The 15,963-nt window shown below is 71.2% G+C and carries 14 protein-coding genes; 10 read left to right on the forward strand and 4 right to left on the reverse strand.

The features are described from left to right. Positions 1-2 precede the first annotated feature (2 nt). From BZB76_RS05510 to BZB76_RS05545, 8 genes are all read left to right on the forward strand, one after another. Positions 3-2,717, forward strand: coding sequence for a beta-ketoacyl [acyl carrier protein] synthase domain-containing protein (locus BZB76_RS05510; RefSeq protein WP_211342839.1), 2,715 nt, complete (start codon positions 3-5; stop codon positions 2,715-2,717). Next, the gene (gene redW, locus BZB76_RS05515) at positions 2,714-3,907 is read left to right on the forward strand and encodes an L-prolyl-[peptidyl-carrier protein] dehydrogenase (RefSeq protein WP_121433149.1); all 1,194 of its coding nucleotides are present in this window, start codon (positions 2,714-2,716) and stop codon (positions 3,905-3,907) included. The genes BZB76_RS05510 and redW overlap by 4 nt, the downstream gene beginning before the upstream one ends. 13 nt (positions 3,908-3,920) lie before the next feature. Next, positions 3,921-4,232: a RedY protein gene (locus BZB76_RS05520; protein WP_121433150.1), complete on the forward strand. Its 312-nt coding sequence runs from the start codon at positions 3,921-3,923 to the stop codon at positions 4,230-4,232. A gap of 313 nt (positions 4,233-4,545) precedes the next feature. Continuing rightward, a complete protein-coding gene (locus BZB76_RS05525) occupies positions 4,546-5,355 on the forward strand; it encodes an AfsR/SARP family transcriptional regulator (protein ID WP_211342840.1) in 810 nt (269 codons plus the stop codon). 130 nt (positions 5,356-5,485) lie between these two features. Next, positions 5,486-6,517, forward strand: coding sequence for a beta-ketoacyl-ACP synthase III (locus BZB76_RS05530; protein ID WP_121433151.1), 1,032 nt, complete (start codon positions 5,486-5,488; stop codon positions 6,515-6,517). Next, complete coding sequence (locus BZB76_RS05535) at positions 6,514-7,782, forward strand: beta-ketoacyl-[acyl-carrier-protein] synthase family protein (RefSeq protein ID WP_121433152.1); 1,269 nt, start codon at positions 6,514-6,516, stop codon at positions 7,780-7,782. The genes BZB76_RS05530 and BZB76_RS05535 overlap by 4 nt, the downstream gene beginning before the upstream one ends. A gap of 164 nt (positions 7,783-7,946) precedes the next feature. Continuing rightward, the gene (locus BZB76_RS05540) at positions 7,947-8,837 is read left to right on the forward strand and encodes a DUF6206 family protein (protein WP_121433153.1); all 891 of its coding nucleotides are present in this window, start codon (positions 7,947-7,949) and stop codon (positions 8,835-8,837) included. Positions 8,838-8,876: 39 nt separating this feature from the next. After that, on the forward strand, positions 8,877-10,049 hold the full coding sequence (locus tag BZB76_RS05545; protein ID WP_147449336.1) for a RedV protein: 1,173 nt from the start codon (positions 8,877-8,879) through the stop codon (positions 10,047-10,049). On the opposite strand, the gene BZB76_RS05550 is transcribed toward BZB76_RS05545, so the two are convergent. The 4 genes from BZB76_RS05550 to BZB76_RS05565 all read right to left on the reverse strand — a co-directional run bounded on the left by BZB76_RS05550 (position 10,008) and on the right by BZB76_RS05565 (position 14,388). Then, complete coding sequence (locus tag BZB76_RS05550; RefSeq protein WP_121433155.1) at positions 10,008-10,649, reverse strand: TetR/AcrR family transcriptional regulator; 642 nt, start codon at positions 10,647-10,649, stop codon at positions 10,008-10,010. The genes BZB76_RS05545 and BZB76_RS05550 overlap by 42 nt on opposite strands. A 69-nt stretch (positions 10,650-10,718) precedes the next feature. Beyond that, on the reverse strand, positions 10,719-12,932 hold the full coding sequence (locus tag BZB76_RS05555; RefSeq protein ID WP_121433156.1) for an MMPL family transporter: 2,214 nt from the start codon (positions 12,930-12,932) through the stop codon (positions 10,719-10,721). A gap of 26 nt (positions 12,933-12,958) precedes the next feature. Next, entirely contained in the window at positions 12,959-13,570 is a 612-nt protein-coding gene (locus BZB76_RS05560; protein WP_121433157.1) for a TetR/AcrR family transcriptional regulator, read from the reverse strand. A gap of 59 nt (positions 13,571-13,629) precedes the next feature. Then, positions 13,630-14,388 (reverse strand): helix-turn-helix domain-containing protein, encoded by a 759-nt coding sequence (locus tag BZB76_RS05565; RefSeq protein ID WP_121433158.1) that lies wholly within the window; start codon positions 14,386-14,388, stop codon positions 13,630-13,632. Between the two features lie 87 nt (positions 14,389-14,475). On the opposite strand from BZB76_RS05565, the gene BZB76_RS05570 reads away from it, so the two are divergent. Continuing rightward, on the forward strand, positions 14,476-14,862 hold the full coding sequence (locus BZB76_RS05570) for a nuclear transport factor 2 family protein (protein WP_121433159.1): 387 nt from the start codon (positions 14,476-14,478) through the stop codon (positions 14,860-14,862). A gap of 87 nt (positions 14,863-14,949) precedes the next feature. Continuing rightward, positions 14,950-15,957, forward strand: a complete 1,008-nt coding sequence (locus BZB76_RS05575; RefSeq protein ID WP_121433160.1) for a serine/threonine-protein kinase — start codon at positions 14,950-14,952, stop codon at positions 15,955-15,957. Positions 15,958-15,963 lie beyond the last annotated feature (6 nt).

Raw genomic sequence — 15,963 nt, forward strand, 5'->3', positions numbered from 1 at the left:
CCGTGCCAGAACCCATCGCCGTCATCGGCATCGCGTGCCTGTATCCGGGGGCTCGCGGTGCCGGTGACTACTGGCGGCTGTGCGGGGACCCGCCGGCGTCCGTTCCGTCCACGCTGGACGATGTGCGCGTCGATGTGGCGCGCTACCGCATCCCGCCGGTGCAGCGGCGGTCGATGTCCCGTATGCAGGTGCTCATGCTGGAGGCGGCCCGGCAGTGCCTGACCGACGCCGGATACACCGGGCGTCCGCTCGGCACCGACCGGACCGACGTCATCGCCGGGATCTGCTTCGGCCTCGACCGCCAGTACGCCAACGCCCTCCGCATCGAGGGTTCCCGGTACGCCCGGGACCTGGCGGACGAGGTGCCCGCGCTGTTCGGCGAGCACGCCCGTGAGACCGGACGGCGCGCGGCGGAGGAAATGCGGGCGCTGTTGCCCGAGCGGCTCGGCGCGTCCCCGCACGACCGGGTCGGGGAGATGGCGAGCACGATCCCGGCCCGGATCGCCGGTGCGTTCCGGCTGCGCGGCCGGACGTTCACGCTGGAGTCGGCGGACGCGACGTCGTTCGCGGCGCTCGCGCACGCGGTCAACGCCCTGCGCGGCGACCGCTGCGACGCCGCGCTCGTGCTCACCGGACAACGGTGGGAGAGCCCGCTGTTCGCGGACGCGCTCGCCGCCAAGGGGCTGCCCGCCGACGTCGCCGAGGGGGTCGGGGCCCTGCTGTTGAAACGGCGGTCCTCGGCCGTCCACGACGGGGACCGCGTCTACGCCTCGATCCTCGGCTGCGCCCTGGAGCAGGACTCCCGGCCCGGGACGTTGCGCTACTCGACGTCCGGCGAACGCCGCCATCGCGTCGCCCGCGCCTGCCATGACGCGGCCGGGGTGGAGCCGGGGTCCGTCCGGTACGTGGAACGCGCGGCGAGCGGCCCGCCCGCCGCCGCGAAGGCCGAACTGAACGCCCTCACCCGCCTGTTCGACGGCGTCCCGGCCCGTTCGGTGACGCTCGGCGCGCCCGGGACGTTCCCCGGCCACACCTTCGCCAACGCGGGCCTCGCCGGTGTCGCCAAGGCCGCGCTGGCCCTCTACCACCGCCGCATCCCCCCACACCGACCGACCACCGACCTCACCCCGACCTTCCGATCGGCCCGGACGCTTGAGCCCTGGCCCGCCGAGCCGGGCGGGGAACCGCGCCGCGCCGCCGTCTGCGGAGCCTCACTGACGGGCGCGCTCTGCCACCTCCTCCTGGAAGAACACGACTCACGCGGACCGAAGGCGACAGCTGCTGGACGACCATCACGCGGAGCCGTCGACACGACCCACCCCGAGCCGATCGCCGTGGTCGGCTACGGCGGACGCTTCGCCGACGCGTCCGACGCCCCGGGCTTCTGGCGGGTCGTGCACTCCGGCGTGGACCGCATCGAACCCCTGCCCGACGACGTCCTCGACCGCGAGCTGTACCACCGAGCGAACGACGCCAGCCTCACCCACTGCTACACCGACCTCGGCGCCTACATGGCGGCGCCCGACGAACCCCCGGACGGCCTCCGCATCACCCCGCGCAGGTACAGGGCCATGGACGCCGCCCAGCGGGTGGCCCTCGCGGTGGCCGCCGAGACCCTCACCCGCCACGGACATGCCGACAACCTGACCGGACACCGCGGCATGGTGGCCATCGGCAGCAACCTCGGCCTCACCCGAACCCGGCGGCTCAACGCCGACCGCCAGGCGACGGAACTGGACGCGATCGCCGCCGACCTCCCCGCCCTGGCGCCCCTCTCCGACCGCGCCCGCGCCCGGCTGCTCGACTGCGTCCGGGCCCGCTTCCGCACATCGGACGACCCGCTGACGCCCGTTGACCTGGACGGCTGCCTGGCAGGCGGTGTCGCCGCGCTGGTCGCGGGGGAGTACCGGCTGTCCGCCGTGCCCGTCGCGGTCGAGGCGGCCTGCGCGTCCTCGCTGGCGGCCCTCGACGTCGCCGTCGGCGCACTGCGGTCCGGGGACGTCGATTACGCCCTCGCCGGTGGAGCCGAGATCGTCTGCCATCCGCGCGACCTGGTGCTGTGCTCGGCGCTCGGGCTCCTGTCGCACACCAGGATCACCCCGTTCGACACCGCCGCCGACGGGTTCAGCCCCGGCGACGGATGCGCGCTGTTCCTGCTCAAACGCCTGTCCGACGCGGTACGGGACGACGACCCGATCTTCGGGTTGCTGCGCGGCATCGGCGGTTCCAACGACGCCAGATCGCTGATCGCGCCGGACGTCGACGGCCAGGTCCGGGCGATGCGGCAGGCGTTCGAGCAGGTCGAGTTCGACCCGTCCGCCGTGGACTACCTGGAGGCGCACGGAACCGGCACCCGGGTCGGCGACCGGGCCGAGATCTCCGCGACGGTCGAGGTGTACGCCAAGCCGGGCCGTCCGCAACCGCTCGTGATCGGCTCGGCGAAGTCGTTCTTCGGTCACACCTTCGCCGCCGCGGGCGCCGCAGGCCTGCTCAAGGCACTGCTCAGCATGCGGGCCCGCACCTTCCCGCCCAACGCGAACCTGCGCACCCCCGCCGCCGACCTTCCGCTGGACGACATCCCGGCCCGGCTGCCGACCGCGCCCGAGCCATGGCCCGCCGTGCCCGGACGGCCCCGCCGGGCCGGGGTCAGCTCGTTCGGCACCGGCGGCATCAACTATCACCTGCTCGTCGAGGAGTACGAGGACGGATCCGGATGAACCTGCGACTCTCTCCCGAACTGGCCGAGATGCGCGAGACCGTACTCGCCTTCGCCCACCGCGACCTGGCGCCGCAGGAGCATGGCGACGTAGGCGACGTAGGCGACGCAGCCGACGCCGCCCACGCCGACCGCTTCCGCGCACGCTGGCGCCTTGCCGGCAGGCAGGGCCTGACCGGCGCGACGGTACCGGCCGAGTACGGCGGCAGCGGCCTGGACGCCGAGTCCGCGGCGGTCCTCATGGAGGCCCTCGGCGAGGGGTGCACCGACACCGGTTTCGCCTTCTCCGTCGCGGCGCACCTGTTCGCGTGCCTGATGCCGATCGTGGAGTTCGGCACCGACGACCAGAAGCGGCGCTGGCTGCCCGACCTGTGCTCGGGCGAAAAAGTCGCCGCCCACGGCGTCACCGAACCCGGCGCCGGTTCCGACTCCCTGAACCTGTCCACCCGGGCGGAGCGGAAGGGCGACCACTACGTCCTGGACGGCGGCAAGTGCTTCACGACGAACGCGCCCGTCGCGGACGTCTTCGTCGTCCAGGCCGCCACCCGTCCCTCCGGAGGATTCTTCGGCCTGACGTCCTTCATCGTGGACGCGACGACACCGGGCCTACGGGTGGGCCGCCCCTACGAGAAGACCGGCCTGCGCGGCTCTCCGACCGCAGACGTCTACTTCGAGAACTGCATCGTCCCCGCCGACAGCGTCCTCGGCGCGGAGGGATCCGGCGCCACCGTGTTCACCGGATCGATGAAATGGGAGCGCACCTGCCTGTTCGCCATCTACCTGGGCGCGATGCGCCGCGTCCTGGACGACACCCTCACCTTCGCCTCCGAGCGTGAACAGTTCGGGTCCCCGATCGGGCGGTTCCAGGCGGTCAGCCACCGCATCGTGGACATGGTGCTGAGCCTGGAGTCGGCGCGGCTGCTGCTCCTGGACGCGGCCCGCCGCCTCGCGGCCGGTGAGGACTGCGACGTCCCGTCGGCGCTGGCGAAGCTCGCGGTGAGCGAGGCCGCGGTCAAACTCGGCCTCGACGCCGTCCAGGTGCGCGGCTCCGGCGGCGTGCTGGAGGGCGACGCGGGCGCCCTGCTCCGGGACGCCCTCCCGGCGCGCATCTTCTCCGGCACCAACGAGATCCAGAAGAACAACATCGCCCGCGCCCTGGGGATCGGCCGCCGCCGACCCGCCCGGCGCTGAGAGGACGGCCACCGTGGAGATCATCGTGCACGCCATCCGCCTGCACCCGGGCACCGATCCCGCCGAGTTCGAGGCGTGGGTACGGAACGTCGACTACGCGACCTGCCCCGAACTGCCGAGCGTCCTGGCCTTCGACGTGCTGCGCGTGTCCGGTGAGGACGCGGGACGCTACGCCGAGGTGATCCGAGTGAGCAGCGTCCCCGAGTTCGAGCGGGACATGCGGACCGAGGCCTTCCAACGGCTCGTCGCGGACTTCTCGAAGATGGCCGCGGTGATCGACGAGACCGCCGGCGAGCGACTCGAACCCGGATATGCGCGGACCTGACCCCACCCGGCGTTGAGACGGCGGCTGGACTCGCTCAACGAAAGGACGAGTCCGGCCGCTCCGACGTCGGCGGTGTTGAGACCAGAATGGCCCACTGGTGGATAGCGGAATGGACGCTCCTCTGTAAGACTTGCTCACTGAACAGTTGTTCGGTCTTTACGGGGAGTTTCTGGATGACGGGGTGATTGAAGATCGCTCCCCGCACACCGTTATGCCAAGAATGCGTTTTCGTCTGACGCAGAGGGTCACAATGGCTGTTGATTCATGGGGCACGAAATCCGGTCGGGGGATCGGTCCGATCCGGGGTAACGGTATGGGCGTCGATCTGCTCGGCACGGTTTGCATCGTCGTCCAGGGAAGGCGCACCGAACTGCGGGCCGGCAAGGTGCGCGCCATGCTCGCCACACTCGCTCTGGAGGCCGGTCGAACGGTCTCCCACGACGAACTCACCGAAGAACTATGGCCGGGAGAGCTTCTCCGGAATCCCCGCAACGCCCTCCAGGCGCACGCGACCCGGATCAGAAGGATCCTCGGCCACTGCGTGACGGACCCCGGCGCCGAACTGCCGCTGCGCGCCGTCTACAACGGCTACGTCCTGGACATCCCCCGCGCTTTCGTGGACGGCAACCGCTTCCTCGACCTCACCGCGCGGGCAGGGGCGCTCCTCGCCGACGATCCCAGACAGGCGTGTGAACTGTTGCAGGCCGCCCTCGCGCTGTGGAGCGGCCCGGCGCTGCTGCACACCCGGGACGGACGGCGGTGCCGGGGCGCCGCGGCGCTCCTGGAGGAGCGGCGGCTCGCCGCCTGGGAGGACCTGGTGAGCGCGCACCTGCTGCTCGGCGAGGAACGGCCGGCCATCGCCGAGATGCAGCGGCTCGTGGCGTCCCATCCCACCCGGGAGTCGCTGTGCGAGCTGCTGATGCTCGCGCTCTACCGAGGGGGCCGGCAGTCGGAGGCCATGCACCTGTTCCACCGGACCCGCATGAAGCTGGACGAGGAACTCGGCGTCCAGCCCGGCAGGTCCCTGCGGCGCATGTACGGGCACATCCTCGGCCAGCATCCGACGCTCGAGTCGTCGGACGCGGTACTGAGGTTCCGCCGGGAGACGGCCGCGGCGGGCTGATTCGCGACGATCCCACCCGCCGTTGGAACGCGTCAGTCGCTCGTCAGCGGCCCGTCAGCGGCACGGTCAGCGGCGCCCAGCAGGGTGGGAACCGTCCAGACAGCCCGGCGATCCGGCAGGAGGTGTCCCGATGGGAACCGCGATCGTGACAGGGGTCGGCAGTTGGCTTCCACCACGGGCGGTGGAGAACGACGAGCTCGCGGAGCGGCTCGACAGCTCCGACGAGTGGATCCGCACCCGCACCGGGGTCCGCCGCCGGCACTTCACGTCCCCGGGCACGGCCGTCTCCGACCTCGCGGTCGAGGCCGGCGCCCGCGCGCTGAAGTCCGCGGGCGGCGGCCCGGCCGACGCGGTGGTCCTCGCGACCACCACCCCGGACCGTCCGTGCCCGGCGACGGCACCCGATGTCGCGACCCGGCTCGGACTGTGGTCCGCGGCGGCGTTCGACGTCGCGGCGGTGTGCAGCGGCTTCGTCTACGGGCTCGCCGCCGGCGCCGGCCTGATCAGCGCCGGCATCGCGAGCCGCGTGCTGGTGATCGGCGCCGACGCGTTCTCCGCCATCCTCGACCCGGACGACCGGACCACCTCGGTCATCTTCGGGGACGGCGCGGGCGCCGTGGTGCTGCGCTCCGGCGAACCCGACGAACCCGGCGCCCTCGGGCCGTTCGACCTCGGCAGCGACGGCGGCGGCACCGACCTCATCACCGTCCGGGCGGGCGGGTCGCGGCAGCGGCTGTCCGGCGTCGAACCCGATCCCCGCGACCAGTACTTCACCATGGCCGGGAAGTCGGTGTTCTGGCGTGCCGTCCAGCAGATGGCCCAGTCGTCGGAGACGGCGCTGAACCGGGCCGGCTGGCGGCTGGAGGACCTCGACCACCTGGTCTGCCACCAGGCCAACCAACGGATCATCGACCATCTCGCCGACGAACTCGGCCTGCCCCGGGAACGCGCGCTGAGCAACATCGCCGAGGTGGGCAACACCGCCGCCGCGTCGATCCCCCTCCTGCTCGACCAGGCCCACACGGCCGGGACGCTACGACCCGGCGACCGGGTGCTGCTGACCGCGTTCGGCGGGGGGCTCGCGTGGGGTTCGGTCACCCTTCGGTGGCCGAGTCTCGACGGCCCCACCGCCGACGACACCCGAACGGAAGGATCGCGATGAGGGGCCCGCAGACGGCCGCCGGTCGCGCCGACATCGCCGTCACCGGAATCGGCCTGGTCACGGCCGCGGGCATCGGAACGTCCGAGACCTGGGACGGGGTGTGCGCGGCCCGCTCGACGGCGGCCACCGACCCCGGCCTGGCAGGCCTGCCCGTCGACTTCTCCTGTGTCGTGCCCGGCTTCTCGCCCGCCGAGCATGTCGGCCGCCGCAGCTCCCTCACCCAGGACCGGCACGCCCAGCTCGCGTTCCCGGCCGCCCGGGAGGCCGTCGCGGACGCCGGACTCGACCCGTCCACCTGGGACGGCGCGCGGGTCGCGATCGTCGTCGGCAACGGCGCCGGCGGCTACCACTCGTCGACCCGGCAGCACGAACGGCTGCTGAACCAGGGCCCGCAGGCGGTGTCGGCGCTGCTGATCCCGCTGATCGCGCCCAACATGGTCGCCGGTCACCTCGCCATGGAGTTCGGCGCGACCGGCCCGAACTTCGTCACCGCGACCGCGTGCGCGTCCGGCGCCACCGCGATCGGCGTCGCGATGCGGCTGCTGGAGCGGGGCGACTGCGACATCGTCCTCGCCGGCGGCACCGAGGCCCCGGTCAACCCGCTGCTGGTCACCGGGTTCACGCAGATGGGCGCCCTGTCCCGGCGGGTCGCCGAGCCCGCCGCGGCGTCCCGCCCGTTCGACGCCGACCGGGACGGCTTCGTCATCGGCGAGGGCAGCGGCATCCTCGTCCTGGAACGCGCGGCCGACGCGCGGGCCCGGGGCGCGCGGATCCGCGCCCGGCTCGCCGGATACGGGGCCTCCGCCGACGCGCACCACATGACCGCGCCCGACCCCGAGGGCACCCACGTCGAACGCGCGGTCTTGAACGCCCTCGCCGAGGCCGATGCGACGCCCGCCGACGTCGACCATGTCAACGCGCACGGCACCTCGACACCGCTCAACGACGCGGCCGAGGCCGGTGTCATCGGTCGGCTGTTCGGCGAGAAGCCCGCCGTGACGTCCGCCAAGGGCGTCCTCGGGCACACGCTCGGCGCCGCGGGCGCGATCGAGGCGGCGCTCACGGTCCTTTCGATCGAACACGCGTTGGTGCCGCCGACCGCCAACCACGAAGTGCCCGGCCCCGGGATCGACATCGACATCGTGGCCGGGAAACCCCGCAAACGCGACATCGACGTCGCCGTCAGCCACTCGTTCGGGTTCGGCGGACAGAACGCCGTCCTCGTCTTCACCGGTGCCGACCGGCACCGCAGCCCTGTCCGATAGCTCGTCCGATAGCTCGTCCAACCGCACGCACAAGGGAGAACAGCATGAGCCTTCGCCGTGTCTTCACCATCGCCGCCCTCCTGACCGTGGTCGCCCTGGTCGTCCGCCTGAAGGCGTCCCGCGGCGCCGACGACGGTTCCGCCGGGGAAGCCTGAGGCCGCGCCATGTCGTTCGCCGTTCCGGACGGGGAGCTGAGACGGCTGGAGTGCGAGGTCCAGCGGGCGCTGGCCACCACCGACGACTCCGCCCTCGACGTCCTCGGGTACGGGGAGGTCACGCTCGTTCTCCGGCTCGACACGGACACCGGGTCGTTCGCCTGTAAGCGCCTGCCGGTCTTCCCGACCCGGGCGAGGTTCGACCGGTACCGCGCACTGCTGGACGCCTACCTGGCCCGGCTCGGCGAACGCGGCGTGACGGTGGCCGAGACGAGGTTGTGGCACCACACCCGGCCCTCCGGCCGTGTCGTGGCCTATTGCGTGCAGCGGGAACTGCCGGGCGAACGCCTGTGCTCGAAACTGCTGCACACCGAGGGCGAGGAATGGGCGCGCGGCTACTTCAAGAGGTTCCTCGACACGGTCGACCGTGCGGTCGCGCCCGACCTCGGACTCGACGCGCAGGCGTCCAACTGGACCGACGTCGACGGCGACCTGGTGTACCTCGACGTCACCACGCCCCTGATGCGGAACGGCCGCGCCCGGGAACTGCTGGACGTGAAGCTGTTCTTCACCTCGCTGCCGTGGGCGCTGCGCGACATCGTCCGCATCACCATGTCCAAATCGATCTTCGACAAGTTCTACTCGACCCGTGGGGTGGTGCTGGACTTCCTCGGCAACCTGCACAAGGAGGGCCTCGACGACCTGGTCCCCGGCTTCCTCGCCCAGGCCGCCGAACGGCTGGACACCCCCATCACCGAGGCTGAGGTGGCCGCGTACTACCGGGAGGACGCGCGGATGTGGGAGCTGATCCAGCGGCTGCGCAAGGCCGACCGGTTCTGGCACAACCGGATCCGGCGCCGGACGTACCCGTTCCTGCTCCCACCCGACATCGACCGCTGACCGGTGAACCGCCGCGTCACCGGGCGAACGGAGGGACCGATGACCTCGCGCACATCCCCGCGCACCGCCGCCCCGGCGTTCGGTGACGCCCTGCACGAGGCGTTGGACGTCGCCGTGCTGAGCCCGTCGTCCCACAACTGCCAGCCCTGGTGCGTCGCATGGCTGGAAAGCGCACCTGCGCGCCGAGCGGCGGCCACGATCCTCGCCGGGGGGGCACGGGCGGAACCGGCACCCGAGAGCGCGTTCCTCGTGCTCGCCATCGACCGCGAACGCCGCCTAGGCGCCCTGCCCGCCCACGCCCTCGAGATGGAACTGAGCTGCGGCCTGTACTGGCGTCTGCTCCACCGCGCCCTGGAGGCACAGGGATGGACGCTCGTCCGCTCCGAGGCGTCGCCGCAGGCAGCGGCCCTGTTCGACGTGTGGCTCCCGGACACCTGGGAGCCGCTGTGTGTCGCCGAGTTCCGTCCGGGCGGGGAGCCGCCGGAGACACTCGGCGACCTCCGCACCCTCGCACGGCGCCGCCACACCAACCGGGCCCCGTTCGACTCCGCCCCGGTGGATCGGACGCTGCTCACCGACCTGGCCCGCCGCGCCCGGCAACGGGACGAGGGGCGACTGCCGGTCGTCGTCCGACACCTGCACTCCTGGCCGGACCGCCACCGTTTCGTCCGCTTCGTCGCCCGCCACGGCGGCCGGGACTTCGCCCACGGCGACGCATGGCGCGAAACGCACTCGTTCATCCGGTCGAGCGTCGACGACGCGTCGGCGCGCGGCGACGGGTTCGCCCTCGACCACCTGTTCGGGCCGCTGCCACCGCACGACCGGTGGCTCAGACGCCTCGCCCTCGCCCCGGCCGCGATGACCGCGCTGAGCCGCATCGGCTATCCGCGCTTCCTCGCCGGTCAACTCGCGGCGGTCGTCCAGCAGACACCGGTCGTCGTCCTGATGAGCCTGCCGGTCAGGGACCCCGATCCGCCCGAGACGCTGTCGGCGGCCGGGGCCCTCGCCGACTACTGGCTGGACGCCACCCGCGCCGGCCTGGTGCTCCACCCGATCAGCATCGTGATCCAGCATGAGGACGTGCGCCGCGCCCTTCAACGCACGTTCGCCACTCCCGGACGCGTGTTCTTCGTGGCGCGACTCGGCCGCCCGTCCGCCCGGTTCCCCGCGTCACCACGCCGCCCCGCCACGGCCGCGTTCCGGACCCTGTGACTCCTTGGGCGCCCCCGTCCGGTCGGGCCCTTGACCCGTACGGTAGGCGCCCGCGCTCATCTCGGCCCAGCGCGCCGCGCTCTCGGGGTCGAGCGGATCACGGCCCAGGAGCCTGCGGAGATGGTGCCGCAGCAGCAGGACGCCCAACTGGTTGACGGTGAGCCATGCCGCGCGGAGCGTCCTGTCCCTCTCGGAAAGTGAGGCGTCGAGCCGGGCGAGATTCAGTTCGAGCCAGCACCGGAACGTCCGGTGTCCCCCCTGGTCGTCGCTCATCAACTGTCTGCACAGGTAGTCCGTGAGCGGGGAGTCCACGGGAAGGAAACCGACCAGCAACCGGGGCAGAAAATCGCCGTCCCCGGGGCCGGCCGCCTCGCCCGGCCCCGGGGACGTGACGTTCTCCGCGAACCGCTGTAACGCGGCGGTGGTGCGTTCGTTCACCGCCTCGCGGAGCCCCGCCTTACCGCCGAAATGGTGGATGACCAGGCTCGGTGAGACGTCCGCCGCCGCCGCGACCTGGCGGAGGCTGACATTGTCGGGGCCGTTGGCGGCATAGAGCCGCAACGCCTCATCACAGATCACCGTTCGGGCCGAGGAATGCATCCAACACCTTCCGAGGAGGGGCGGTGCGGGCGCCCCGGGGGCTGGGCGCCCGCACCTCGTGGAAATGGCTCAGGTTCCGTCGTGCCCGCCGGCGAGCGAAGGGCCGGTCGCGGCGCCCGCCCGTGCCTCCCTGGCCTGGGGCGCCCGCCCGCCGAGCCTGCGGGGCAGCCACCAGTTCCAGTCACCGAAGAGCTTCATCATGGCGGGGACCAGCACCAGCCGGACCAGGGTCGCGTCCAGCGCGATGGCGACGGACAGCGCGAGACCGAACTCCTTCAACTCCAAGGTCCCGGCGGTGAGAAACCCGCCGAACACCGCGACCATGATCGCGGCTGCCGCGGCGATGGGACGGGCCGTGTGCTCGATCCCGACCGCGACGGCGGTCGCGTTGTCGTGCCCGTCGTCCCACGCCTCCCGCATCCGCCGGATCAGGAAGACCTCGTAGTCCATCGACAGGCCGAACAGCAGGACGAACACGGTGATCGGCAGGTACACCTGCAGGAACCCGGTGCTCTCGAAGCCCAGCAGGCTCTCCCCGAACCCGTGCTGGAACACCGCGACCGTGAGACCCACCGCCGCGCCCGTGGCGAGCAGGTTCATCACGATCGCCTTGATCGGCAGCACGATGCTGCGGAACACCACGATCAGGAACAGCAGGGACAGGGCGAGCACCAGCCCCATGACGTAGGGGAGTTTCTCCGTCGTCTCCTCGGATAGGTCGACGAACGTGGCCGTGGCGCCGCCCACCAGCACCTGCTGCCCCGCCGCCTGCGGGGCGATGTCGCTCCTGATGTCCCTGACGAGATCCTCAGCCGCGCTGGAGTCGATCGGCACGGCAGGGATGGCGTTGACCAGCATCCGACCAGAACCGGGCAGCACTTCGACGTTCGCGACCCGGCGGTCTTGGCCGACCAGGGTCGCCACCTTCCCGGCGGCCTGCCGTCCGGCGGCGTCCAGCGGCCCCCCGTCCGGCCCGGTCACGACGATCTGCACCGGCGAGACGGCCCCGGGGCTGAAGGAGCGTTCGAGGATCGCCTGCGCCTTAGCGGTCGGACGGCCCTCCAGAGACGCGGTGCCGAGGTCGATGCCGTACTTCAGGCCCGTCACGGGAAGCGCGGCGGCCACCAGGATCGCGATGGAGACCGCGCCGAACAGGATGGGCCGCCGCATCACCAGATGAGCCCAGCGGGCCCACGGACTGCGCCCGGCCTCGGCGTCCGGCCGGACGTCCGCGGGACGCCACCGCTCGGGCAGCGACCAGGCGTCGACACGCGGGCCGAGCGCCGCGAGGACGGCGGGCAGCAGGGTCAACGCGGCGGCGAGGGTGCAGATCACGGAGAGCAGCACACCGGTGGAGATCTCCCGGAACACCGGGGCCTCCATGATGAACAGCGAGCACACCGAGATCGCGACGACGACTCCGGAGAACAGGATCGTCCGCCCGGAGGTCGCGATCGCGGCACCTGCGGCCTCCGCGACCGCGTCGGGCCGCCGCTCACCGCCCCGGACGACCCCGCGCTTGGCGAGTTCCTCCCGGAACCGGCTGACGATGAACATCGAGTAGTCGATGCCGATGCCCGTCCCGATCATCGTGACGATCGTGAGCAGGAAGATGTCGAAGGTGAACTGGAACGACAGCAGGTACATGACGCCGAACGTGAGGATCAGCCCCGCCGCCGCCAGCAGCAACGGCAGAGCCGCGGCGGCGACCGCCCCGAACGCGAGCACCATCACCACGAACGCGATCGGCATGCCCACCGATTCGGCGCGCTCGGAGTCGGCGCTCTGCACGACCGTCTGGTCGTTGGTGATCGGGGAGTAACCGGTCAGATAGGCGGACACCCCGTTCCCGTCCACCTTGTCGATGGCGTCCTGCAAATCTGCGGCCCGGGTGGGACGCTGCCGTGCGTCGCCCGCGAGCCCCACGACCGCCATCGCGGCGCGCCCGTCAGGGGACACCTGCCCCTTGGCCTGCGGGTCGAACGGCCCGATGACGGTGACGACGCCGGTTTCCTTACGGGCCTGCGCCACGACCTTCTGGACGGTCGCCTTCTGCGCCGGGTCGCTGATCCGCCCCTGCCTACTGTCGAAGACGATGACGTCCTGCTCGTCGCCCTGACCGACGAAATAGCGCTCCACCAGTTCAGAGGCCTGTGTGGACGGCGCCCCGTCCACGCCGTAATTGGGCGACTTCAGCTGCTTGAAGAGAAACGGAAAGCTGACCGCGCACGCGATCAGCAGCACGACCCAGACGCCGATCACCGCTCGCCGGTGTTCGGCCATTAAGGTGCCCCAGCGTCGTTGTCGCATCATCGGCCTCTCAAGAGGGTGCGAATGGCGTCGGCCGTTTCCGACAGGTCGAGTTCGGGGTCGAGGAGCAGGTGCAGCAGCATCCCGTCGAGGAGCGCCGCGACCATCGTCGCCGTCCCTGCGGCGGACGGATCCGTGTTGACGTCCCCCTGCTCCTGGCCCCGCTGGACGAGTTCGGTCAGCGTCGCCCGGAAGTCCCGCAGTTTGCCGGCGATGGGCTCGCGCAGAAGCGGGTCACGGGTCGACTGGCGCGCGGTCTCCAACAACAGCGCCACCGAGGGATCGTTGATCGCGCCCGCGGTGAACCAGGTGAGAACACCGTCGAGGACCTCCTGGAGACTGCCCGCCTGCTGCGCGATCGACAGCGGCCCCGACAAGGCCCTGAGCGTCCCGGCGATGGCCGCCTGCCGTAGCAGATCGTCCTTCCCCTGGAAGTGGTAGTTGACCGCCCCGTGCGGCACTCCGGCCCGCGCCGCGATGGCCCGCGTGGTGACCTGCCCCCACCCCAGATCAGCGATCAGCGCGGCCGCCGCCTCCAAGATCGCCGCCCGTGTGGCGGCACCCTGCGCGGCGCTACTTGGCCGTCCGCTCTGTCCAACCGCACTGTCCACTTGGCCAAGCTAACGCAGACGACCACCCATGTCCACACCCGCCGAACCGCCGCGGGCGCCTAGCGATCGGTGAAATAGGAGGCGGTCTCGGCGTCCGCCGGGTAGTAGGACTCGATCGCGACCTCGTCCAAAGTGATGTCCAACGGGGTCCCGAAGGTGGTGATGGTCGAGAACATCCGCAGCTCCCGTCCCTCAAAGCGGATGATCATCGGAATCAGCACATCGAAATCCACGTCAGAAGAATCTTCGGATCCCGGCGCCAGAAGCTCCTCGTACAGCGCCGTCAACTCAGGATCGGGAGCCGTGGCAAGCTGACGCGAGACCCGAGCACGAAACACCGCCCGCGCGTCGCCCAGGTTGACGACCAGCGGCGCGAGCCCGCGCGGATCCAGCCCGAGCCGGATGAGATTGACAGGCGGACGCAGCAGCTCCGGATCGGCGACCGCGAAGAACGGCTCAAAGGCCCGGTTCGTCATCACGATGTTCCACCGCCGATCGAAGACCAGCGCCGGATACGGCTCATGTGCCCGAAGCACCCGCGCGACCGCGTCCCGGGCCGCCGCCAGGGCCCCATCGTCAAGGGCACGCTCGGGATACCGGGGAGCGAACCCACCGGCGAGGAGCATCCGGTTACGCTCCCGCAGCGGCACATCGAGCTGCCCGGCGAGCCTGAGGATCATCTCGGCGCTCGGATTGGACTTCCCCGTCTCGACCAGGCTGACATGACGCGCCGAGACATCCGCCGCGATGGCGAGATCAAGCTGACTGATCCGCCGCCGATGCCGCCAGTGCCGCAACAACTCCCCGACCGTGTCCACGTCGAACGAGCCTACTCATCGTGCAGCCGACCGCCATGAAATGGGATTTCATCGACAAGTCCCACGGCCAGGGGAAACACTGCGTCCATGAGCACTGACAAGAAGGAACTCATCCAACGCGCATTGTCGAAGCTCCTCGAGACCGGCGACGCCGAAGCGCTCGCCCCGGCCTTGAGCGACGACTTCCTCCACCACCGCCCGGACGGCCTCACAAGGACGAAAACTGAATGGCTCGCCGCCATCCGAGCGTCCTGGGAAAACATCGCCGACATGAAAGTCGAAATAAACCACATCCTCGCCGACGGCGACCACGTAGTCCTGCACACCCGCCGCACCCTCCCCGACGACGGCCCGCAGGTCACGGTCGTGGACATCCTGCGCCTCGACAACGACCTGATCGCCGAAGCCTGGGAGACCATCGAACCGTCCGCCCAGGCCCCCGCCAACCTCGAATGGTGGGAGCCCACCCACTGAAGTCGCCGGATGTGGCCGTCCACCGGTCGAACTCATCCCTTCCCGCATACCCTGCTGGATGACCAACGAACGGGGGGCGGGTGAAGAGTGGAGTCCCTGGACCGATCTGATCCCCAACGGATCGGCGACCGGATCACCCTGCGCGGGCGGCTCGGTTTCGGCGGGATGGGACGCGTTTACTACGGTGTCACCGACGACCACGAACAGGTCGCCGTAAAGGTGATCCGAGGCGACCTGATCGACCGGGACGAGGTACGGGAACGCTTCGCCCGCGAGACGGAGGCGCTCCGCACCGTCCAGGGCCCCCACATCGCGTCACTGGTCGACGCGTCCGAAGCGGACGAAGAACAGCCATGGCTCGCGATGGAGTTCATCCGCGGACTCACCCTCAAGAAGTTCGTCAACGAGCGGGGCCCACTCCAGGCCGAATACGCGGCCGCGCTCGGTGTGCTCCTCGCCGACGCGCTGCGCGACGTCCACGCGGCCGGGCTCCTGCACCGCGACCTGAAACCCGGCAACGTGATCCTCGGACGGGACGGCCCCATGGTCATCGACCTGGGGCTGGTCGCGTTCGCGGAGGGCCCCAGCGATCTGACGACGTCCGCGGCGACGCTCGGCACCCTGGTGTGCATGGCGCCCGAACAGGCCCTCACCCCGAAGCGGATCACCGCGGCGGCGGACGTGCACGCGCTCGGCGCGACGCTCCTCCACGCGCTGACCGGCCACTACCCCTACCGGGCCGACACCGCCCCCGCACTGCTGGCGAAGATCGTCTCCCCGGACGTGCCGCCCGACGTCACCGGCCTGCCGGACGCGTTCGCCGACCCGGTCACCGCGATGCTCGCGTACGACCCGCGACACAGGCCGACCGTCGAGCAGGCCCGAACGCGGTTCGAGGAACTGTGCGGCCCGGTCCCCGCGGCCGTCCGGAGCCTGACGATGGCAACCTATGTGGAACGCGAGTCCGACCCCGAGGACGTTCCACCGCCACCGCGCACCCGCGTCGACCTTTCGCAGGTCGCGCCGCCGGGATCGGTGGTGGCGCGTCTCGCCGACCGGCTCCGCGCCGCCTACGCCGTGACCGCTCCGTTCTGAGAAAGG

This window comes from Actinomadura pelletieri DSM 43383 (assembly GCF_003634705.1).
Classification (GTDB): Bacteria; Actinomycetota; Actinomycetes; order Streptosporangiales; family Streptosporangiaceae; genus Spirillospora; species Spirillospora pelletieri.